The following is a 20724-nucleotide window of genomic DNA, read 5'->3' on the forward strand; positions in this document are numbered from 1 at the left end:
CATCTTCGGAAGAGTCGTTTCGAAGGGATGGATTGCCGGGTCAAGCCCGGCAATGACGGCGAGATGTGTGCGTATGGTAGGTCAAGCGATGAGATGTGTGCATCCAGTAGGGTCAGCCCGGCCATGACGATATCGATTACCGGGTCAAGCCCGGCAATGACGATAGTGGAGAATTTACTGCTCCAGCACCAGCTTGCCGCCCGCATATTCGAACCGCTTCAGCTTCGACAGGAACGAGAGGCCGAGCAGGTTTTCCGACAGCGCTTCGTCCGGAAGCACCATGGCTTCGACATCGCGCACGATGAGGCCGCCGAGTTCGACCATGGCGAGCCGTGTGCGTGCGGCCTTGATGGTCCCGTTGGCGGTCGAGACCGTTGCGTTGTAATCGCCGCGGGATGGGCGCAGGCCAAAGCGCGCCGCGGACGACTCGTTGAGCGCGATCACGGACGCGCCGGTGTCCACCATGAAGCCGATGCGCTGGCCCTCGATGCGACCTTCGGCCTGGAAATGGCCGCGGGCGTCGCGAGGGATGCTGAGGCTGCGGCTGCCGGCTGGCGCTATGTCCGGCGCGGCCTTGGCGGAGGCGGTTCTGGCGAGCGCGGGCGCCGCGGTCATCTTGTCCGCCATCTGCGCCATGATGGTGCCGAGGCCGACCAGGAATGCCGCGATAATCATGATATTACGCATCACGCATACTCACACCGAAGACCGGCGAGTTCACCACATCGGCCGGCAAGCTGCGACTAACGGGAGCGCAGCAGCGTGCTATTTCGGCGAAAAGGATGAGTGAAGTATTAATGGAAGCCGTCATATGCGGGCTTGACCCACGCATCCATCCGCCTCGCCGGCGGCGCCGTTCGACGAGGATGGATTGCCGGTCAAGCCCGGCAATGAGGACTATGTCCCCCTCGGCTTGACCCGCCGCGTCGGCGTCGCATTGGCGGGATCGTCCGGCCAGGGATGCCGCGGATAGCGTCCGCGCAGATCGGAACGCACCGCGGTGTAACTGCCGCGCCAGAAACCAGGCAGGTCGCGCGTTACCTGCACCGGCCGCTGCGCCGGAGAGAGCAATTCCAGCACCAGCGGCACCTCGCCCTTGGCGATCGACGGGTGGGTGTTCAGCCCGAACAGCTCCTGCAGCCGGACTGCAATGGTCGGTCCCGGTTCGGCCTCGTAATCAATGGCGAGCATGGTGCCGGTCGGCGCCTCGAAATGCGTCGGCGCCTCGCGTTCCAGCCGCGTCCGCAGCTCCCACGGCAGCCGCGCCATCAGCGCGTCCGACAGATCGCCGGCCGAAATGTCTTTCAGGGAGGTTTTGTCGAACAGCGCCGGCACCAGCCACGACTCGCGCTGCGCCGCAAGCGCGTCATCCGAAAAGTCCGGCCAGGGTTCGCCCTCGGCCTTGCGCAGAAACATCACGCGGTCGCGCCATTGCTTCAGCGGCTTCGACCATGGCAACCGGTTCAGCCCCGCGGCGATCAGGCCGTCCGCCAGCACCCGCGCGGTTTCGGCCGACGGCGCCAGCGTCAATGGGGCTTCCGACAACGTGATGGCGTGCAGGATCCGCTTGCGCCGCGCCCGCAATGCCATCGCATTACGGTCGAACGAAATCTCGTCGATGCTTGCGATCTGCCCGGCGAAGCGCAATTCAATGTCTGCCTGCGCGATCGGCGCGGCCAACAGGATGCGGCCGCTCGCCGCCGTGCCCGTGAGTTCGGCGACCGCGATATAGGGTGCGCGGGCCAGCGCCGAGGTTTGATCGACGGCGGCCCCCCGCCCATTGGCAAGCACGAAGCTGCCGGTACCGCGGTTGCGCGCGACCCGGTCGGGAAACGCAAACGCCAGCATTACGCCGGTTGACGGCGCATCTTCTGAAGACGGCGCCCCCTCGATGGCGGCCACCTGCGACGCCCAGCGCTGCGCGAGGCCGCGCGCGCTCGCCGCGCGCTGCGAGCGATCGCGACGGAAGTGATCGATACGCGCGTCAAGGTCGACACCGTCGCCGCCAAGGCCGTGCTCGGTCAGCACGGCCGCTATTTCGGCAGCCTGCTGGCCGCCACCGAGCCGGTGCGAATCCACGATCATGCGCGCCAGCCGCGGCGGCAACGCCAGCGCGCGCAGGCTGTTGCCTTCGGCGGTGATCCGGCCGCCATGATCCAGCGCACCGAGTTCGCGCAGCAGATTTCGCGCCTCGTTCAGAGCCGGAGCGGGCGGCGAATCCAGGAACGCCAGCGACGCGGGATCGTTGACCCCCCATTGCGCCAGATCGAGCACCAGCGACGACAGGTCGGCGCTGAGAATCTCCGGCTGGGTGTAAGCTGCCAGCGACGCGGTTTGCGGCTCGTCCCATAGCCGATAGCAGATTCCGGGCTCAGTGCGGCCGGCTCGGCCGCGGCGCTGATCGACCGCGGCGCGCGAGGCGCGCACGGTTTCCAGCCGCGTGATGCCGATATCCGGCTCGTAGCGCGGGACGCGGGCGACGCCGGAATCGACCACGATACGCACACCCTCGATGGTCAGCGACGTCTCCGCGATCGAGGTTGCCAGCACCACCTTGCGCCCGCCCTTTGGCGCCGGCGCGATGGCGCGGTCCTGCGCGCCGGGGTCGAGCGCGCCGAACAGCGGCACGATCTCGATGCCTGTGTCCTGGATGCGCTCGCTGAGGAAAGTGTGGGTTCGGCGGATTTCCGCGGCCCCCGGCAGGAATGCCAGTACGGAGCCGGGATCGGCACGCAGCGCCATCGCGATCGCGTCCGCCATTTGCCGCTCGAGCGGCGCATCGGGCTTGCGACCGAGGTAGCGCGTCTCGACCGGAAAAGCACGGCCTTCGCTGGCGATGACCGGCGCATCGCCCAGCAGTTTTGCGACCCGCGCGCCGTCCAGTGTCGCCGACATCACCAGGATACGCAGGTCTTCGCGCAGTCCGGTTTGCGCATCGCGCGCCAGCGCAAGGCCCAGATCGGCATCGAGCGAGCGCTCGTGAAATTCATCGAACAGCACCGCCGCTATGCCGGTCAGTTCCGGATCGTCGAGAATCTGCCGCGAGAAAATCCCTTCGGTCACCACCTCGATGCGGGTCGCCCGCGACACCTTAGAGCCGAAGCGGACGCGGTAGCCGACGGTGTCGCCGACGCGTTCGCCAAGCGTCTTCGCCATCCGCTCGGCGCTGGCGCGCGCCGCGATCCGCCGCGGCTCCAGCATGATGATTTTCTTGGCTCCGATCCACGGTTCATCGAGCAGCGCCAGCGGCACCCGCGTGGTCTTGCCCGCACCCGGCGGCGCTACCAGCACGGCGGCGTTGGTGGTTGCGAGCGCGCGCGCGAGATCGTCCAGCACGGCGTCGATGGGAAGGGGGGTGTCGAAGGAACGAGTCAACGCTGCCTCACATGACTCGTCGTCCCCGCGAAGGCGGGGACCCATAACCCCTGGCGTAGGTTATTGAGCAAGGAAAGTGCAACAATGGTCCTTCCACATCACGACCACCGGGAGTATGAGTCCCCGCCTTCGCGGGGACAACGAAGGGTGCGTTGCATGCGCTGCGTCAAACGCCCGCCCGCCCCACGCTCTCATACCTGAAGCCGAGCGCCGCCATGTCCGCAGGAACATAGATATTGCGCAAATCGACCACGACCGGCTGCGCCAGTTCGCGTTTCAGCCGCGCCAGATCCAGCGTGCGGTATTGCACCCATTCGGTCACCACTACCATGGCATCGGCGCCGCGTACGCAGGCGTAAGCATCGTTGCAATATTCGACATCCGGCAATTCCCGGCGCGCCTGCTCCATGCCGACGGGATCATGGGCGCGCACTTTTGCACCCATGTCCAAAAGCCCGGTCACCAGCGGGATCGACGGCGCCTCGCGCATGTCGTCGGTGTCGGGTTTGAAGGTCAGGCCGAGCACGGCGATGGTCTTGCCGCGCAGCGACCCACCGACCGCATTGGAAACCTTGCGCGCCATCGCGCGCTTGCGGTTGTCGTTGACCGCCACGGTAGCCTCGACAATCCGCAACGGCACGTCGTGATCCAGTGCGATCTTCACCAGCGCGCGGGTATCCTTGGGAAAGCAGGAGCCGCCATAGCCCGGCCCGGCATGCAGGAATTTTGACCCGATGCGGTTGTCCAGGCCGATGCCGCGCGCGACCTCCTGGATGTCGGCGCCGACTTTTTCCGAGAGATCGGCGATCTCGTTGATGAAGGTGATCTTGGTGGCGAGAAACGCATTGGCGGCATATTTGATCAATTCCGCGGTGCGCCGCGCGGTGAACATCAGCGGCGCCTGGTTCAGCGACAGCGGCCGGTAGATGTCGCCGAGCACCTTGCGCGCGCGTTCGTCATGGGTGCCGATCACGATACGGTCCGGAAACTTGAAATCGCGGATCGCCGCGCCCTCACGCAAGAACTCCGGATTGGACGCGACCGCGACGTCAGCGGACGGATTGGTCTCGTAAATCAGCCGCTCCACCTCGTCGCCGGTGCCGACCGGTACCGTCGATTTGGTGACGACCACCGTAAAACCCCTCAATGCGGTGGCGATCTCGCGCGCGGCGGCGTGGACGTAGCTCAGATCGGCGTGGCCGTCGCCGCGCCGCGACGGCGTGCCGACCGCGATGAACACCGCATCGGCCTCTGCAACAGGTGCGGCGAGATCGGTGGCAAAATCCAGGCCGCCGGATTTTATATTGGTGGCGACCAGCGCGTCGAGACCGGGCTCGAAAATCGGGATTTCGCCACGGCGCAGAGCGGCGAGTTTGTCGCCGTCCTTGTCCACGCAAGTGACTTTGTGACCGAAATCGGCGAAGCAGGCGCCGGACACCAATCCCACATAGCCCGTGCCAATCATGGCAATTCGCATGAAACAGCCTGTCGATGATGGTTAACGCGAAGGCGCGATCTTGAGCGGGGTCTTAGAGCATTTCGTGTCCAGGGGAAACCGAAGGGATCGCGACCAACACAGCGCCGTCATTGCCGGGCGCCCGCGCGGTTCGCGGGCGAACCGCGAATCCGGATGTAATCGAAAACCGCCGGATTCGGGCCCGCGCGAAGGCGCGCGTCCCGGAATGGCGGGAAATCATGCGGGAAAGCCGGCACATCATTTCAATGAATAAAGGAGAATGAAACCGATTCCATCCGATGATGCGGCCATGCTGCGCCGAAAACATGCACCGATGACCATAAACGGCTTCTCCGCGGTCGCCGGGCGCTCCGCGCCATCAGGGCGGATCGACTGGGTCGACTACGCCAAAGGCATCTGCATCGTCATGGTGGTCATGATGCATTCGGTGCTGGGCGTCGAGGCTGCCGCCGGCCAGACCGGCTTCATGCATGGCCTGGTCGCCTTTGCCAAACCGTTCCGGATGCCGGATTTCTTCCTCATCTCCGGGCTGTTCCTGTCGGTCGTGATCGGCCGCGACTGGCGCACTTATTTCGATCGCAAGGTGGCGCATTTCGCGTATTTCTATGTGTTATGGGTGACGATCCAGTTCGGCTTCAAGGCACCCTCCTTTGCGGCTGAATCCAGTTGGGCCCATGTTGGGATGCTGTATCTGGAATCTTTCATCGAACCGTTCGGCACGCTGTGGTTCATCTATCTGCTGCCGGTGTTCTTCGTCGTCACCAGGATGACGCGGCGCGCTCCGCCGCTGGCGGTCTGGTTGGTGGCCGCCGCCCTTGAGATGATGCACGTCGCGACCGGCTGGACCGTGATCGACGAGTTTTGCGCGCGCTTCGTTTATTTCTATTCCGGCTATCTGTTCGCGGCATATGTATTCGCGCTGTCCGATCGCGCGCGGGCTCGCCCCGCCGTCGCGATCGCCGGACTGGCGCTGTGGCTTCTGATCAACGGCGGGCTGGTGGTTTCCGGCTTCAGTGAATGGCCGATGATCTCGCTGGCGCTGGGCCTGGCCGGCGCCTGCGCGATCGTCGTCATCGGCACGCTGCTGGCGCAGGCGCACCGGCTTGACTGGCTGCGCTACTGCGGCGGCCATTCCATCGTCATTTATCTGGCGTTCTTCCTGCCGATGGCGGCGACGCGGACGGCGCTGCTGCGTCTCGGCCTGATTCACGACATCGGCGTGATTTCGCTGATCGTAACCATCGCCGGCGTGGTTGGCGCGCTGGCGATCTGGTGGATCGCGCGCGGTACCTGGGCGAACTTCCTGTTCGAGCGCCCTGCCGCGTTCTGGATCGTGCCGAACAAGGCGCGTGCGGAACTGCTGGCGGCGGAGTAATGCGGCGCCGGTATAGAGACTAACGACGCAAGCGAAGCTAGTGGCGCGTCTTCGGCTGGAAGGTCGAGAGAACCGGGTGTGCCAAATGACACCTAGTCAGAAAATGATGCCGAAGGAAGTCTCGCATCGCGCAACTGTAGTCACAGAACACTCGGTCGTCCGGCGACATAACGCCGCCTTTGTCTAAGGACTTTCCGCAATCCACATCTTCACACTCAAAAGGGAGCGGAGTTCGGATACGAATCTTCACGTGCAGTCTCCAAAAATACAACTTTTTAGAGATTAATGCAAAAATCTTGATTTCTGCAAGACGCAGTTGAGAAAACGGTGAAAAATTAAAAAAGGCAAGCTTAAAAAACAAAATTCGGTTGTGCTGCGATGAAGGGAACTCACTGAGGTAGTTTAGCAAATATTTAGTATTTTCAGTGCTTTAACAGACCGGCAGAAATCAAGAATTTGTCCGGTCATGAACCTCTATGGTTACGCACGGGTCAGCACCAATGGCCAAGCTTTGGACGCCCAGATAACGCAATTGGAGGCGGCGGGATGCGGCCGCATATTCCGCGAAAAGGTAAGCGGCGCAAAAACCGAGCGCGCCGAACTCAAAAAGCTGCTGCGCGCGCTTCGCAATGGCGATCTGGTATTGGTGACGCGGCTCGATCGTCTCGCCCGCTCTACCCGCGATCTCCTCAACATTCTTGCCCGGGTGAACAATCGGAGCGCCGGCTTCCGCTCCCTTGGGGATGCATGGGCAGACACCACAACGGCGCACGGCCGCCTGATGTTGACCGTTTTAGGCGGACTGGCCGAATTCGAACGGGAACTGATACGCACCAGGACGGCCGAAGGGCGCGCGCGGGCGGTGGCCATGGGTGTGCGGCTTGGCCGGCGCCCGAAGCTCAATCACGAGCAGCGTCGGCAAGCCTGTGAGCGCAAGCGTGCCGGCGAAGCGGTAGCCTCGATAGCCAAGGCATTCAACGTGTCGGATTCGACGATCTTGCGCATCAATGCGGCCGTCGTCACTGACACTGCGGGACATTCAAGCAGTACGCCTGACGGCGGTGACGGCGCGATGTAATGCCCGTTGTCTCTGTCGCGCCCTGGGTTCGCCGCGGTGGTCAAGAGTACGCTTGGCCTGCGCGTCGCGACGCAGCTAATCGAAGTTTTTCGACCGGGCGACACGCGGGCATGCTGAAAAACCAGCGCACATCTGCACTGCAAAGGCTGTGAATCTGCGCAAAAATCCTTAAATTGCGGGCATGCCGAAAACATCAGAAAAATCCGCCGCCAAGCAGCCCGTTGCCGTCAAAACCCCCGGCAAGGGCGACCATGTCTTTCTGGTCGACGGTTCCTCCTATATTTTCCGCGCCTATCACGCGCTGCCGCCGCTCAATCGCAAATCCGACGGGCTGCAGGTCAACGCCGTGCTCGGCTTCTGCAACATGCTGTGGAAGCTGTTGCGCGACATGCCGCCGGACAACCGGCCGACCCATCTCGCCATCATTTTCGACAAATCGGAAATCACCTTCCGGAACAAGCTCTATCCGGACTACAAGGCGCATCGCCCGCCTGCGCCGGACGATTTGATCCCGCAATTTCCGCTGATCCGTGAGGCGGTGCGCGCGTTTGACCTGCCGTGCCTGGAGCAAGCCGGATTTGAGGCCGACGACCTGATCGCCACCTATGTGCGCATCGCGTGCGAGCGCGGCGCCACCGCCACCATCGTTTCCTCGGACAAGGATCTGATGCAGCTCGTGACCGACTGCGTCACCATGTACGACACCATGAAAGACCGCCGCCTCGGCGTTGCCGAAGTGATCGAGAAGTTTGGCGTCCCCCCCAATAAAGTGGTCGAGGTGCAGGCGTTGGCCGGCGATTCCACCGACAACGTGCCAGGCGTGCCCGGCATTGGCGTCAAGACTGCGGCGCAACTGATCGTCGAATACGGCGACCTCGAAACGCTGCTGCAGCGCGCCGGTGAAATAAAACAGCCGAAGCGGCGCGAGGCGCTGATCGAGCATGCCGAGAAGGCGCGCATTTCGCGGCAGCTTGTACTGCTCGATGATAAGGTCGACCTCGAGGTGCCGTTGAACGAACTGGCGGTGCATGAACCCGATGCGCGCAAGCTGATCGCGTTCCTGAAGGCGATGGAGTTTTCGACGCTGACGCGGCGCGTTGCCGAATATGCTGAGGTCGACCCGTCGGATATCGACGCCGCGACGGACTTGAAAAGCCCCTTCGCCTCGCGCGAACTACCGTCGGATTCGCCCTCCACGGCGTCGCTGGGCGGTGAGCCGGACGCCGCAGCAAAGGGAACCAATTTCGCGGCGCGCGCCGGCGAATCCGCGCTCGGCGACGCCGGTGTTCAGAAACGCCTGCCCGGGACCGTGAAAACAGACCGCGGCACCGTCATTGCGCTGACGCCGCAAGCGCTTGCGGCTTCGCGGGGAGAAGCCGCGCGCAAGGCGAGGATCGATCGCGGCAAATACCAGGCTATCCGCAGCCTCGATCAGCTCAAGGCATGGATTGCGCGCGCGTACGATGTCGGCCACGTCGCCATCGACGCCAAAGCGACCTCGATCGATCCGATGCAGGCGGAGATGTGCGGCATCGCCTTGGCGCTCGCGCCCAACGACGCCTGCTATATTCCGCTCGGCCACAAGCAGTCCGGCGACGGTGACGGATTGTTCGCCGCGGGCTTGGCGCCGGAGCAGGTCAAGATCTCCGATGCGCTCGACGCGCTGCGGCCGCTGCTGCAATCGGCAGGGTTTCTGAAGATCGGGTTCAACGTCAAATTCACCGCCGTGATGTTGGCGCAGCATGGCATTTTCATGCGCAACCATGACGACGTGCAGCTGATGTCGTATGCGCTCGACGCCGGCCGCAATTCGCACGGGCTCGATGCATTGGCGGAAAGCCGGCTCGGTCATGCCGTGTTGAGCCATGGCGAGGTCACCGGCAGCGGCAAGAACAAGCTCGGCTTCGACCAGGTCGCGATCGATCGCGCGACCGCGTACGCTGCGGAGGATGCCGATGTCATCTTAAGGCTATGGCGGGTGCTGAAGCCGCGGCTCGCCGCCGAGCGCATGACCGCGGTGTATGAAACGCTGGAGCGGCCGCTGGTCGGCGTACTCGGGCGGATGGAGCGACGCGGTATCTCGATCGACCGCCCGGTACTGTCGCGGTTGTCGGCCGATTTCGCGCAGACCGCGGCGCGAGTCGAATCCGAGATTCAGGAGATCGCGGGCGAGCTGGTCAATGTCGGCAGCCCGAAACAGATCGGCGACATCATCTTCGGCAAGATGGCGTTGCCCGGCGGCAGCAAGACCAAGACCGGCGCCTGGTCCACCACCGCGCAGGTCCTCGACGAACTCGCCGAACAGGGCCACGAGTTTCCGAAAAAGATCCTTGAATGGCGGCAGGTGTCGAAGCTCAAGTCGACCTACACCGACGCGCTGCCGACCTATGTGCACCCGCAGACCCATCGCGTCCACACCACCTATGCGCTGGCGGCGACCACCACCGGGCGGCTGTCATCGAACGAGCCGAACCTGCAGAATATCCCGGTGCGCACCGAGGACGGCCGCAAAATCCGCCGCGCCTTTATCGCGGCGCCGGGCCACAAGCTGGTGTCGGCTGATTATTCGCAGATCGAATTGCGGCTGCTGGCCGAAATCGCCGACATTCCGGTGTTGAAGCAGGCGTTCCACGACAAGCTCGACATTCACGCCATGACTGCCTCAGAAATGTTCGGCGTGCCGGTCAAGGACATGCCGAACGAGGTGCGCCGCCGGGCCAAAGCGATCAATTTCGGCATCATCTACGGCATCTCGGCGTTCGGCCTCGCCAACCAGCTCGGCATTCCCAGAGAGGAAGCCTCGGCTTACATCAAGAAATATTTTGAGCGCTTTCCCGGGATCCGCGCCTATATGGATGAAACGCGCGATTTCTGCCGCAAGCACGGCTATGTCGAAACGCTGTTCGGCCGCAAATGCCATTACCCGGACATCAAGGCCAGCAACGCCTCGGTGCGGTCCTTCAACGAGCGCGCCGCCATCAACGCGCGGCTGCAGGGAACGGCAGCCGACATCATCCGCCGCGCCATGATCCGGATGGAGGACGCGCTGGCGGAGAAGAAACTCTCGGCGCAGATGCTGCTGCAGGTGCACGACGAATTGATCTTCGAGGTGCCCGACGCAGAGGTGGCGGCGACGCTGCCGGTGGTGCAGCACACCATGCAGGACGCGCCGTTTCCCGCGGTGCTGCTGTCGGTGCCGCTGCAGGTCGACGCACGGGCGGCGAATAACTGGGACGAGGCGCATTGAACCGCGTCCGTCATTCCGGGCTCGCTCTAGCTGAGCGTTGAGACCTACTCGCCGGCCCGCAGCTTGCGGGGCAGGCGTGGAAACAGGCCCGGACCGTCGGTTTTGACGATGCGCGGCGGCTCCGGCGCGTCGGTCTTGCTGAAATCGAGTTCCTCGATCCGGCCGGCGCGCTTTTCGATCTTGTCGGCCGAAATAAGGATTTGCCGAACGTCTTCGTTCACCTGGCCGAAATGGTTCTGCAGCTTCAGCACGCGCTCGCGCAGGCGGCTCAAGTCGTCGCCGAGATGCATGACCTCGGTGCGGATCTGGTCGGCGGCATCGCGCATCCGCGCGTCCTTCAGGATCTGCTGCATCACCTGGATCGCCAGCATCAGCAGCGACGGCGACACCAGCACCACGCGGGCGCGATAGGCCTTCTGGATGACGTCGTCGAAACCGTCGTGGATTTCGGCGTAGACCGATTCCGACGGCACGAACATCAGCGCGGTGTCCTGGGTTTCGCCGGGGATCAGGTATTTTTCGGCGATATCGGTGACATGCTTCATGACGTCGACGCGCAGCCGCTGGGCGGCCGATTTTTTTTCGTCGTCCGATCGCGCGTCGTGCAGCGCGGTCATTGCCTCGAGCGGGAATTTGGCGTCAATGCACAGCGGACGCTGGTCGGGCAGAAACACCACGCAATCCGGCCGCTTGTTGTTGGAGAGCGTGTGCTGGAAGGCGTAGGAGTCCTTCGGCATGCCATCCTGGACGATGGACTCCATCCGCGCCTGTCCGAACGCGCCCCGCGATTGCTTGTTGGCGAGCACGTCGCGCAGCGTCGTCACCTGCGAGGTGAGGTCGGTGAGATTCTTGTGGGCGTTGTCGATGATGCCGAGCCGCTCGTGCAGCGCGCGTAGCGAGTCCATGGTGTTGCGCGTGGTCTGCTCCATCGACTGCCCGACGCGGTGGGTCACCGAATCCAGCCGCTCATTGACGGCCCGCGCCATTTCCGCCTGCCGGCCCACCAGTGCCTGTCCCATCTCATGAACGCGCCCGGTGGACTCGTTCTGGATGCGCATCATCTCGCCGAGGCGCTGCTCCAGTTCGTCGGCGCGAATCGCCTGCGCCATCGCCAGCGCGGCGCCTAGGCTGCCGGAGCGCGCGATCGCGACCGTGATGGTTAGAAGCAGGATGAGCGCCAGCGCGCCGAGGCCGATCAGCGCCGCGCCGGTGCGGACCGGCGCATCGCCGATCATGAAAAGAATGTCGTTCATTCCGCCGTTGTAACCGATTCGGGCGCCGCGACGAACGAAGAGGGAACATTTGCGGTGAATAAAAGGATAATTTTTATGGTTAATGCGAGGTTGATTTTGATGGTTAACGGCGGCCTGATTTTCATGGTTAAGACGGGGTTAATTGCCCGCGCCGGACGCATTGACCCCGCCAAGGCAGCAGATTAAATCGCCCGCCATGGCAATCCGTGAAATTATCGTCCTTCCGGACAAGCAGTTGCGGCTCGTTTCCCGGCCAGTCGCGAAGGTCACCGCGGAGCTGCGCAAGCTCGCCGATGACATGTTCGAGACCATGTACGACGCGCCCGGCATCGGGCTGGCGGCAATCCAGGTCGCGCAACCGGTTCGCCTGATCACCATGGACCTCGCCAAGAAGGAAGACGACGGTGAGAGCAAGCCGCGGCCGCGGGTGTTCATCAACCCCGAGATTTTGTCGTCGTCGGAAGAGCGGTCGACCTACGAGGAAGGCTGCCTGTCGATCCCGGAATACTACGAGGAGGTGGAGCGGCCGGCGCGGGTGCGGGTGCGCTTCATGGACCTGGACGGCAAGATGCATGAGGAAGACGCCGACGGCCTTTACGCCACCTGCATCCAGCACGAGATCGACCATCTCAACGGCGTGCTGTTCGTGGACTATCTCTCGAAGCTGAAACGCGACCGGGTCCTGAAGAAATTTACCAAGGCTGCGAAACGGGCGGCGGAGTAGGAACGCGGACTTTCAGCCCGTCATGCCGGCTGTGTGCCGGCATCCAGGTCTTTGGCCTGGGCAAGCAAGACGTGGATGGCCGGGACGAGCCCGGCCATGACGCGTAAACCATATTTTTGCGGGACACCTTCAAACAATGCCGCTTCGTCTGATTTTCATGGGCACGCCCGAATTCGCGGTGCCGACGTTGCGCGCGCTTGCGGAGCGCGGGCATGAGATTGTGGCGGTCTATACCCGGCAGGCCAAGCCGGCGAAACGCGGCCTGAAATTACAACCGTCGCTTATAGCGCTGGAAGCTGGAGCGCGCGACATTCCCGTGCTCACTCCGACGACTTTAAGGACCCAGGAAGCACGGCAGGAATTTGCGGCGCACCAGGCTGACGCAGCAGTGGTGGTCGCCTATGGCATGATCCTGCCGCAAGCTATTCTCGATGCGCCACGATTCGGCTGCTTTAACCTGCACGCTTCGCTGTTGCCGCGCTGGCGCGGCGCGGCGCCGATCAACCGCGCGATCATGGCTGGCGATTGCGAGTCCGGCGTGATGGTAATGAAGATGGATGTCGGTCTCGATACCGGCGGCGTCGCCATGGCCGAACACATCGCGATCACGGACGCGATGACCGCGGCCGATCTGCATGACGCGCTGGCCCCGCTCGGCGCCGGTTTGATGGTGCGTGCGATGGACGCGCTCGAGCGCGGCAAACTGCGGCTCACCCGGCAAGGCGAAGTCGGCGTGACCTACGCGGCCAAGATCGAGAAAGCCGAGTCCCGGATCGAGTGGGACAAGCCCGCGCGCGCGGTGCTGCGACATATCCACGGACTGTCGCCGTTTCCCGGTGCGTGGTGTGAAATGCCGATCGAAGGCGAGACGCGGGTGAAAATCCTGCGCTGCAAACTCGCCCAGGGTCCGGGCATGCCAGGCGAATTGCTCGACGATCGCCTGACCATCGCCTGCAAGGAGGGCGCAATCCGCATTATCGAACTGCAGCGCGCCGGCAAGCAGCCGATGAAGGCGGCGGATTTTCTGCGCGGCACCCCGCTCAAGCCACCCGCCCAAATGAGTTAACGCGCCCGCCAAAATTCGATTTTGTCATGCGCGGGCTTGACCCGCGTATCCATCTCGAAAACAAGACTCTTCAAAGAGGATGGATTGCCGGTCACACCCGGCAATGACAACGAGATAGACCATTGCCCCGCTACAAGCTCACCATCGAATATGACGGCGCGCCGTTCTCCGGCTGGCAGATCCAGGAGAATGGACCGTCGGTGCAGGGTGCGCTGGAAACCGCGGTCAAAGCGATCTGCGGCGAGCACGTCCGCGTCCACGGCGCGGGCCGCACCGATGCGGGCGTGCACGCGCTGGCGCAGGTGGCGCATTGCGACATCGCAAAACACTTCGCGCCGGGCCGGCTTCGCGACGGCCTGAACGCGCACTTAAGGCCGCATCCGATCGGTGTACTCAGCGCGGAGATCGTGCCTGATATGTTCGAAGCGCGGTTCTCCGCGATCCGGCGGCATTACCTCTATCGCATCGTCAATCGCCGCGCCAACCTCGCGATCGATGCCGGGCATGTCTGGCGCGTGCCGAAGCTGCTGGATACGTCCGCGATGCACGATGCCGCGCAACGCCTGATCGGCAAGCACGATTTTACCACGTTTCGCCACACGGAGTGCCAGGCCAGATCGCCGGAAAAGACCCTCGACCAGCTCGATGTTGCGCGCGACGGCGACAATGTAAACATCGTCACCTCGGCGCGGTCATTCCTGCACAGCCAGGTGCGCTCGATGGTCGGTTCGCTGGTATGGGTCGGCGAGGGGCGCTGGAGCGCCGATGACCTCGCAGCCGCGCTCGCCACCCGCCGCCGCGCCGCCTGCGGCCCGGTCGCGCCGCCCGACGGGCTGTATCTGGTGCGGGTGGAATATTAGTCGCCCGGCCGATCACCCGCGTTCGCGCAGGATGACAGCCCGAGATGTCATCCAAAATACCGGTCCAGCACGCCGCGATAGATTTTCGTCAGCTTTTCCAGATCGGCGACCGGAGTGCGTTCGTTGATCTGATGCATGGTCTGGCCGACCAGACCGAATTCAATCACCGGACAATAGCGAGTAATGAAGCGGGCATCCGATGTACCGCCTGCGGTGTTGAGGTCGGGCCTGCGCCCGGTAACTTCCTCAATCGCCGCGACAACAAGATCGGTGAACGCGCCCGGCTTGATTACGAACACGTCGGCGTTCGACGGCTCCCACGCAATCCGCGCACGTATCCGGTTGCCCGCCGCCTTAGTCATGCGCTGCTCGATCAATGCGCGCAGCGAGTCACGGGTGTGGTGGTCGTTGAAGCGGATGTTGAACTTGGCGCGCGCCTGCCCGGGGATTATATTACTCGCAGTGTTGCCGACATCGACCGACGTGAATTCGAGGTTGGACGCCTGGAAATGTGCGCTGCCATGGTCGAGAGGCTCGTTGCTCAGCGCCATAATCAACGCCGATATATCCGGCACGGGGTTTGACGCCCGGTGCGGATAGGCGACGTGGCCCTGGACGCCGTCGACGGTAAGCGTGCCCGACAGCGAACCGCGCCGGCCGACCTTGATGCCGTCGCCGAGTTGCTCGACGTTGCTGGGTTCGCCCAGCACGCAGTGATCGAATTTTTCCCCACGCGCCGCCGCCCACTGCAATAGTTTCACGGTGCCGTTGACAGCGATATCTTCCTCGTCGCCGGTGATCAGGAACGAGATAGAACCTTTCGATTGCCCGCCATTCGCCGCCAGATAATCGAGCGCCGCCGCGACGCTGCAGGCGATGCCGCCCTTCATGTCGACGGCGCCGCGGCCATACAGGTATCCGTCCTTCACCTCGCCCGAGAACGGGCCGTGCGTCCAGGCAGCCTCGTCACCGGCCGGCACCACGTCGGTATGCCCGGCGAAGGTGATGTGCGGTGCGCCGCTGCCGATGCGGGCGTAAAGATTATCGATATCGGCGGTGCCGGGCTCGCTAAAGGTCACGCGATGCACGTCGAAGCCGGCGGCTTTCAAGATACTTTCGAGCACGCCGAGTGCACCGGCGTCATCCGGCGTTACCGAGGGACAGCGCAGCAGGTCGCGGGCGATGGAGAGCGCGTCGGTCATTGGGCAAGTCTGACTTAATCCCGCAACAACTCGTTGATGCTGGTCTTGGAGCGGGTCTGTTCATCGACGGTCTTGACAATGACGGCGCAGGCGAGCGACGGCCCTTGTGACCCGTCGGGCAGCGGCTTGCCGGGCATCGAGCCCGGCACGACCACGGCGTATTCCGGCACCTCGCCGATATGAATCTTGCCGGTCTGGCGATCGACGATCTTGGTTGACTGGCCGAGAAACACCCCCATCGCCAGCACCGCTCCCCTGCGCACGATCACGCCTTCGGCGACCTCCGAGCGCGCGCCGATAAAGCAGTCGTCCTCGACGATGACGGGCTCGGCCTGCAGCGGCTCCAGCACGCCGCCGATGCCGACGCCGCCGGAAATATGCACGCGCTTGCCGATCTGCGCGCAGGAGCCGACGGTGGACCAGGTGTCGATCATGGTGCTTTCATCGACATAGGCCCCGAGATTGACGAAGGACGGCATCAGTACCACGTTCTTTGCAATGAACGCCGAGCGGCGGACGATGGCGCCGGGCACGGCGCGGAATCCGGCGTCACGGAAACGATTTTCTCCCCATCCGTCGAATTTCGACGGCACCTTGTCCCACCACGATGCCTTGCCCGGACCGCCGGCAATCGCACCCATGTCATTGAGGCGGAACGACAGCAGCACCGCCTTCTTCAGCCATTGATTGACTTTCCACTTGCCGCCGGCGCCGCGCTCGGCAACGCGGGCCTCGCCCTTGTCGAGCAGATCGAGCGCCTGATCGACCGCCTCGCGGACGTCACCCTTGGTCGCGGTGCTGATGCTGTCGCGCGCATCGAAGGCGGCGGTGATGGTGGATTCGAGGGTGGGCATGGACATCGAAGTTTCCTGGATTGCAGCGGCGGTCGGGAAGGCGTTTGTCGGGATTTGGAGGGACAGAGTCAAGACTCACGACACCTCGTTGCCGCGAAGGCGGGGATCCATAACCTCCGATTTATGGTAGGTTACCGTAGTTGCCGCGGCACCATGAAGCCGGTGTTTATGGGTCTTCGCCTTCGCGGGAACGACGTGTCGCAATGGGAGCGCCGAACTCACCGTGTCTCGCTCAACCCTTGCAAAAACCCCGTGAGATCATCGGTGACATGATCGATATGTTCAGCATCGCGGCCTTCCAACTCCCAGTCCTCGCGCACGACGTTCTTGCTGCCGTCAGGTACCACCAGCACGGTGGTCATGCCCAATTGGTGCGGCACCACCAGATTGCGCGCGAGGTCTTCGAACATCGCGGATTTGGCGGGATTGACGTCATGGAGGGCAAGAAATCGTTGATAGGTTTGCGGCGCCGGTTTCGGTTCCAGGTCGGCGGCGACGATGTCGAACACCGCGTCGAAATGTGAGCCGATGCCGAGCCGCTCCAGCACCTTGCCGACATGATCGGTCGAGCCGTTGGTGAGGATCAGTTTGCGTCCCGGCAGTTTCGCAATCGCCGCGCCCATGGCGGGATTAGGCTCGAGCGGCGAATGATCAATCCGATGCACGTAAGCGAGATAATCGTCGGCGCTGACGCCGTGCTCGGTCATCATGCCGCGCATGGTCGTGCCGTAGCGGCGGTAATAATCCTTCTGGATACGGCGCGCCTCGTCGGCGGATATTTTGAGGTAGGCGCTGACGAACTCGCCGATCCGCGTATCGACCTGCTGCCACAGGTTGACGTGATGCGGATACAGCGTGTTGTCGAGATCGAACACCCAGGTGTCGATATGGGTGAAGCGGCGGGATGTTTTTGTCATTGCTGTAGGTGAGGCGCGAGGTTATAGGCTCCCGCCTTCGCGGGGGGCGACGAAGGAAGGATTATGGCATTGCAAAGCGCAGCGTCTTGCCGCCGCCGCTCATATCGACCGGTGCAAATCCGGTAGCGGCGAGGCCGCGGGTGGCGCAATCGCCTTGCTCGTTGATCTCGAACTTGCTTTCGCGCGTGCAAAGCTGTACGGCGCCACCCCAGTTCAACGGCTTGTCCTTGAACTTGATGGCGCGGCCGTCACTGTCGATGGCCTCGGCGAAACTGAAAATCTTTTTTGGCTGGCCGCTGACATCAGGATGCAGGCACTTGCCGGGCTCGATGCGATACCAGCCCCGGCTGGCGACGGCTTTGCCATCGTCGGTAGCGACGGCGGCCATGATCTTGTGCGGCGTATCGTTGCACCAGGTGAGCCCGGCGGAGGAAGGCGACTGTACCGCGTCGATCATGGTCGTAAAGAAATTCGGCGCCTGCACGAGTTCGGGCGTCAGCCCGCGATTCTTGAGGAACGCCGCGAGCGCTGCTTGCGTCTTCGGTCCGTCGACGCCGTCGATCGGGGCCGCGTCATAGCCTGCAATCACCAGCAGGCGCTGGATGCCGGCAAGCCTTGCCTGCTCGTCGTCATATTCGCTGTCTTCGGCGAGATACGCCACCAGATTGCCGTCGTCAGTCGGTGTCGGCCTGATCTCGGTGAAAGGCGCCGGCGTCTGGCCGGCGCGGCACTGGCGCGCCGCCGCGATGACGAAATTGTCCGGCGCGATGCACAGCGTGTCGGCGCCGTTCTGCGGGACCGGGGACGAACCGTAGACGCCGAGCGCGCGCGCATTGAGCAGGATGCGGTCGGCGGTCAATGTACCTTGGGCCACCACGCGGCACGCCGCGGGATCGATGCGGAACCAGCCGCGGGTGGCGGTGGCGGCCTTGTCGTCGATGCCAATGGCGGCTTCGATCACATAGCTCATTCGATTGCAGAGTTTCAGATCGGCGTAAGCCGGCGTGGCGCTCGCAAGCAGCACGGTCAATGCCGGAATCAGCGCGAACGAAAGTGATCGGACACCATTCAAACCGTCATGCCCAAGCCTGTCCCGGGCATCCACGTCTGCACCAGGGCCTGCAAACAAGACGTGGATGGCCGGGACAAGCCCGGCCATGACGGTTCTGATGGGTGAGGCCGTGCGGGTCACTTGTGGATCAGCGTACCGGTACCTTGATTGGTAAACAGTTCGAGCAGAACCGCGTGCGGGATCTTGCCGTCGATGATGACCACGCCCTGCACCCCCTGCTCCAGCGAATAGATGCAGGTTTCGACCTTCGGAATCATGCCGCCGGAAATGGTGCCGTCGGCGATCAGCCTGCGCGCGTCCTTCACCGACAGGTCGGGAATCAGTTTCTTCGACTTGTCGAGCACGCCGGGCACGTCGGTCAGCAGCAGCAGCCGTTTTGCCTTGAGGGCGCCCGCCACGGCGCCGGCGAAGGTGTCTGCGTTGACGTTAAACGTCTGTCCGGTCTCCGAAGTCGCGAGCGGCGCCAGCACCGGAATGAGATCATGGCCGATCAACTGGTTCAGCAGCGTCAGGTCGACCTTTTCCGGTTCGCCGACAAAGCCGAGATCCACCACTTTCTCGATATTCGAGCTCGGATCGACCATGGTGCGGGTCACCTTCGAGGCCTTCACCATATTGCCGTCCTTGCCGCACAGCCCGACCGCCTTGCCTCCGGCTTCATTGATGTAGCTCACGATCTGTTTGTTGATCGAGCCCGCCAGCACCATCTCGACGATTTCGATGGTCGGCGCGTCGGTGATGCGCAAGCCCGCGGCGAATTCCGATTTGATGCCGAGCCGCTGCAGCATGGCCGCGATCTGCGGGCCGCCGCCATGCACCACCACCGGATTGACGGCGGTCTGTTCCAGAAGAACGATGTCGCGCGCAAACGCCTTGGCGAGTTCTTCCGCGCCCATGGCATGGCCGCCATATTTGATGACGATGGTTTCCTCGTCATATTGCTGCATGTGCGGCAGCGCCTCGGACAGGATGCGGGCCTGATCGAGGGCACTGATATAAGGCGCGTCGGTCATGAAGCGGGTCTCGTTACCGGCAGGACGGAGCGGGTTCTATCTGATTGGCGGGCAGGGCGCATGCGCTAATTTCGGGGCACGCGCCGCGGCCAGATCGCCGCCGCCGCGAGCAACAGCCAGCTCGCGATCAAAAGCGTTCCGCCGACCGGAGCGGCCATCGGGAACACGGCATGTCCGGCGTATTGCCGCAGCGTCAGGTCGCCGGCGAATAGTGCCGTGGCGAGAACGAAGCCGAAGGCAGCCGCCAGCCCAAGCGGCATGTGGATGATGCGGCGCTCGGTCAACAGCAGCGTCGCCAGGACGGCGGTGGCATGGAACAGCAGCATCGACGATGCCGACGCGAGGCGCGACGCATCCGGCTGGTGTGCCGCCACGGCGGCCAGAGCGACGCCGGCAGCGCCCATCAATCCGGCGAGGACAACCAGAATCCTGAACAGGCCGGGTCGCGGCATCAACGGCGCTCTTCAAGCAGCCGAATCATCGCGGCGCGCAATTCAGGCATGCCCGCGCCGGTGCGCGATGACGTCGCCAGCAATTCGGGAAATGCCGCGGGATGTTTTGCCAGCGCGGTCGAGGTGGCCTCGGTACACGCCTCGAGTTGGGCAGGTTTTACCTGGTCGGCCTTGGTCAGGACGACCTGATAGCTCACCGCGGCGTTGTCCAGCGTCGTCAAGACTGCGCTATCCACATCCTTTATGCCGTGGCGGGCATCGATCAGCACATAGACCCGTGCCAGGCTGCTGCGGCCCTGCAGGAATTTGTGAATCAGTGCGGTCCAGGATGCGACCTTGGCTTTCGGCGCCGATGCATACCCGTAGCCGGGCATGTCGACCAGTCGGAAGCCTGAATCCCTGGGCCCTTCGAAGAAGATCAATTCCTGGGTGCGGCCCGGCGTATGCGACGTCCGCGCCAGCGTATTGCGGCCGGTCAGCGCGTTGATCAGGCTTGATTTTCCGACGTTGGAGCGACCGGCGAACGCGACTTCCATGCCCTGCATCGGCGGCAGCGTCTCGATCGACGGCGACGCCCAGATGAATTGCCAGTCACCGGCAAACAGCTTGCGGCCCTGCTCGATCAGCTTCGCATCGGTGTGCATGGTCATGCGAAGATTCCAGTTCATCGTCATGGCCGGGCTCGTCTCGGCCATCCACGTCTTCCTTTTCGCCAACGCCGCAAGACGTGGAAGCCCGGCACAAGGCCGGACATGACGA

The 20724-nt window shown here is 63.3% G+C and carries 17 protein-coding genes; 6 read left to right on the top strand and 11 right to left on the bottom strand.

Features of this window, described 5'->3' with window-relative positions:
* Positions 1-174: 174 nt before the first annotated feature.
* The 3 genes from ACFE72_RS10245 to ACFE72_RS10255 all read right to left on the bottom strand — a co-directional run bounded on the left by ACFE72_RS10245 (position 175) and on the right by ACFE72_RS10255 (position 4852).
* Complete coding sequence (locus tag ACFE72_RS10245) at positions 175-687, bottom strand: TIGR02281 family clan AA aspartic protease (RefSeq protein WP_375412979.1); 513 nt, start codon at positions 685-687, stop codon at positions 175-177.
* 210 nt (positions 688-897) lie between these two features.
* Entirely contained in the window at positions 898-3375 is a 2478-nt protein-coding gene (gene hrpB, locus ACFE72_RS10250) for an ATP-dependent helicase HrpB (protein WP_375412980.1), read from the bottom strand.
* A gap of 166 nt (positions 3376-3541) precedes the next feature.
* Positions 3542-4852: a UDP-glucose dehydrogenase family protein gene (locus ACFE72_RS10255; protein WP_375412981.1), complete on the bottom strand. Its 1311-nt coding sequence runs from the start codon at positions 4850-4852 to the stop codon at positions 3542-3544.
* Positions 4853-5165: 313 nt separating this feature from the next.
* On the opposite strand from ACFE72_RS10255, the gene ACFE72_RS10260 reads away from it, so the two are divergent.
* The 3 genes from ACFE72_RS10260 to polA all read left to right on the top strand — a co-directional run bounded on the left by ACFE72_RS10260 (position 5166) and on the right by polA (position 10552).
* On the top strand, positions 5166-6227 hold the full coding sequence (locus ACFE72_RS10260; protein WP_375413013.1) for an acyltransferase family protein: 1062 nt from the start codon (positions 5166-5168) through the stop codon (positions 6225-6227).
* A gap of 466 nt (positions 6228-6693) precedes the next feature.
* Positions 6694-7305, top strand: a complete 612-nt coding sequence (locus ACFE72_RS10265) for a recombinase family protein (protein WP_375412982.1) — start codon at positions 6694-6696, stop codon at positions 7303-7305.
* A gap of 181 nt (positions 7306-7486) precedes the next feature.
* Positions 7487-10552, top strand: a complete 3066-nt coding sequence (polA, locus tag ACFE72_RS10270; protein ID WP_375412983.1) for a DNA polymerase I — start codon at positions 7487-7489, stop codon at positions 10550-10552.
* A gap of 44 nt (positions 10553-10596) precedes the next feature.
* Here polA and ACFE72_RS10275 read toward each other — a convergent pair whose 3' ends face one another.
* Positions 10597-11805, bottom strand: coding sequence for a DNA recombination protein RmuC (locus tag ACFE72_RS10275; RefSeq protein ID WP_375412984.1), 1209 nt, complete (start codon positions 11803-11805; stop codon positions 10597-10599).
* Between the two features lie 196 nt (positions 11806-12001).
* Between ACFE72_RS10275 and def the strand changes: the two genes are divergently transcribed.
* The 3 genes from def to truA all read left to right on the top strand — a co-directional run bounded on the left by def (position 12002) and on the right by truA (position 14455).
* The gene (gene def, locus ACFE72_RS10280; RefSeq protein ID WP_375412985.1) at positions 12002-12529 is read left to right on the top strand and encodes a peptide deformylase; all 528 of its coding nucleotides are present in this window, start codon (positions 12002-12004) and stop codon (positions 12527-12529) included.
* Between the two features lie 136 nt (positions 12530-12665).
* Complete coding sequence (gene fmt / locus ACFE72_RS10285; RefSeq protein WP_375412986.1) at positions 12666-13595, top strand: methionyl-tRNA formyltransferase; 930 nt, start codon at positions 12666-12668, stop codon at positions 13593-13595.
* Positions 13596-13717: 122 nt separating this feature from the next.
* The gene (gene truA, locus ACFE72_RS10290) at positions 13718-14455 is read left to right on the top strand and encodes a tRNA pseudouridine(38-40) synthase TruA (protein ID WP_375412987.1); all 738 of its coding nucleotides are present in this window, start codon (positions 13718-13720) and stop codon (positions 14453-14455) included.
* Between the two features lie 47 nt (positions 14456-14502).
* Here truA and dapE read toward each other — a convergent pair whose 3' ends face one another.
* The 7 genes from dapE to yihA form a co-directional block, all read right to left on the bottom strand.
* Positions 14503-15657 (bottom strand): succinyl-diaminopimelate desuccinylase, encoded by a 1155-nt coding sequence (gene dapE / locus ACFE72_RS10295; RefSeq protein ID WP_375412988.1) that lies wholly within the window; start codon positions 15655-15657, stop codon positions 14503-14505.
* 14 nt (positions 15658-15671) lie between these two features.
* Positions 15672-16517 (bottom strand): 2,3,4,5-tetrahydropyridine-2,6-dicarboxylate N-succinyltransferase, encoded by an 846-nt coding sequence (gene dapD, locus ACFE72_RS10300; RefSeq protein WP_375412989.1) that lies wholly within the window; start codon positions 16515-16517, stop codon positions 15672-15674.
* A 212-nt stretch (positions 16518-16729) separates the two neighbouring features.
* Positions 16730-17428: a pyrimidine 5'-nucleotidase gene (locus tag ACFE72_RS10305; RefSeq protein WP_375412990.1), complete on the bottom strand. Its 699-nt coding sequence runs from the start codon at positions 17426-17428 to the stop codon at positions 16730-16732.
* Positions 17429-17489: 61 nt separating this feature from the next.
* On the bottom strand, positions 17490-18587 hold the full coding sequence (locus ACFE72_RS10310; protein ID WP_375412991.1) for a DUF1036 domain-containing protein: 1098 nt from the start codon (positions 18585-18587) through the stop codon (positions 17490-17492).
* A gap of 29 nt (positions 18588-18616) precedes the next feature.
* Entirely contained in the window at positions 18617-19513 is an 897-nt protein-coding gene (argB, locus tag ACFE72_RS10315) for an acetylglutamate kinase (RefSeq protein ID WP_375412992.1), read from the bottom strand.
* A gap of 65 nt (positions 19514-19578) precedes the next feature.
* On the bottom strand, positions 19579-19965 hold the full coding sequence (locus tag ACFE72_RS10320) for a DUF423 domain-containing protein (RefSeq protein ID WP_375412993.1): 387 nt from the start codon (positions 19963-19965) through the stop codon (positions 19579-19581).
* On the bottom strand, positions 19965-20615 hold the full coding sequence (yihA, locus tag ACFE72_RS10325) for a ribosome biogenesis GTP-binding protein YihA/YsxC (protein WP_375413014.1): 651 nt from the start codon (positions 20613-20615) through the stop codon (positions 19965-19967). Before yihA ends, ACFE72_RS10320 begins: the two co-directional genes overlap by 1 nt.
* Between the last annotated feature and the right edge of the window lie 109 nt (positions 20616-20724).

Source organism: uncultured Bradyrhizobium sp., from assembly GCF_964252615.1.
Classification (GTDB): domain Bacteria; phylum Pseudomonadota; class Alphaproteobacteria; order Rhizobiales; family Xanthobacteraceae; genus Bradyrhizobium.

Bases quoted from the DNA above. Each gene is read 5' to 3' on its own strand.
- ACFE72_RS10245 (WP_375412979.1), bottom strand. From the start codon at position 687: ATGCGTAATATCATGATTATCGCGGCATTCCTGGTCGGCCTCGGCACC.
- ACFE72_RS10255 (WP_375412981.1), bottom strand. From the start codon at position 4,852: ATGCGAATTGCCATGATTGGCACGGGCTATGTGGGATTGGTGTCCGGC.
- ACFE72_RS10260 (WP_375413013.1), top strand. From the start codon at position 5,166: ATGACCATAAACGGCTTCTCCGCGGTCGCCGGGCGCTCCGCGCCATCA.
- ACFE72_RS10265 (WP_375412982.1), top strand. From the start codon at position 6,694: ATGAACCTCTATGGTTACGCACGGGTCAGCACCAATGGCCAAGCTTTG.
- polA (WP_375412983.1), top strand. From the start codon at position 7,487: ATGCCGAAAACATCAGAAAAATCCGCCGCCAAGCAGCCCGTTGCCGTC.
- ACFE72_RS10275 (WP_375412984.1), bottom strand. From the start codon at position 11,805: ATGAACGACATTCTTTTCATGATCGGCGATGCGCCGGTCCGCACCGGC.
- def (WP_375412985.1), top strand. From the start codon at position 12,002: ATGGCAATCCGTGAAATTATCGTCCTTCCGGACAAGCAGTTGCGGCTC.
- fmt (WP_375412986.1), top strand. From the start codon at position 12,666: ATGCCGCTTCGTCTGATTTTCATGGGCACGCCCGAATTCGCGGTGCCG.
- dapE (WP_375412988.1), bottom strand. From the start codon at position 15,657: ATGACCGACGCGCTCTCCATCGCCCGCGACCTGCTGCGCTGTCCCTCG.
- dapD (WP_375412989.1), bottom strand. From the start codon at position 16,517: ATGTCCATGCCCACCCTCGAATCCACCATCACCGCCGCCTTCGATGCG.
- ACFE72_RS10305 (WP_375412990.1), bottom strand. From the start codon at position 17,428: ATGACAAAAACATCCCGCCGCTTCACCCATATCGACACCTGGGTGTTC.
- ACFE72_RS10310 (WP_375412991.1), bottom strand. From the start codon at position 18,587: ATGGCCGGGCTTGTCCCGGCCATCCACGTCTTGTTTGCAGGCCCTGGT.
- argB (WP_375412992.1), bottom strand. From the start codon at position 19,513: ATGACCGACGCGCCTTATATCAGTGCCCTCGATCAGGCCCGCATCCTG.
- ACFE72_RS10320 (WP_375412993.1), bottom strand. From the start codon at position 19,965: ATGCCGCGACCCGGCCTGTTCAGGATTCTGGTTGTCCTCGCCGGATTG.
- yihA (WP_375413014.1), bottom strand. From the start codon at position 20,615: ATGACCATGCACACCGATGCGAAGCTGATCGAGCAGGGCCGCAAGCTG.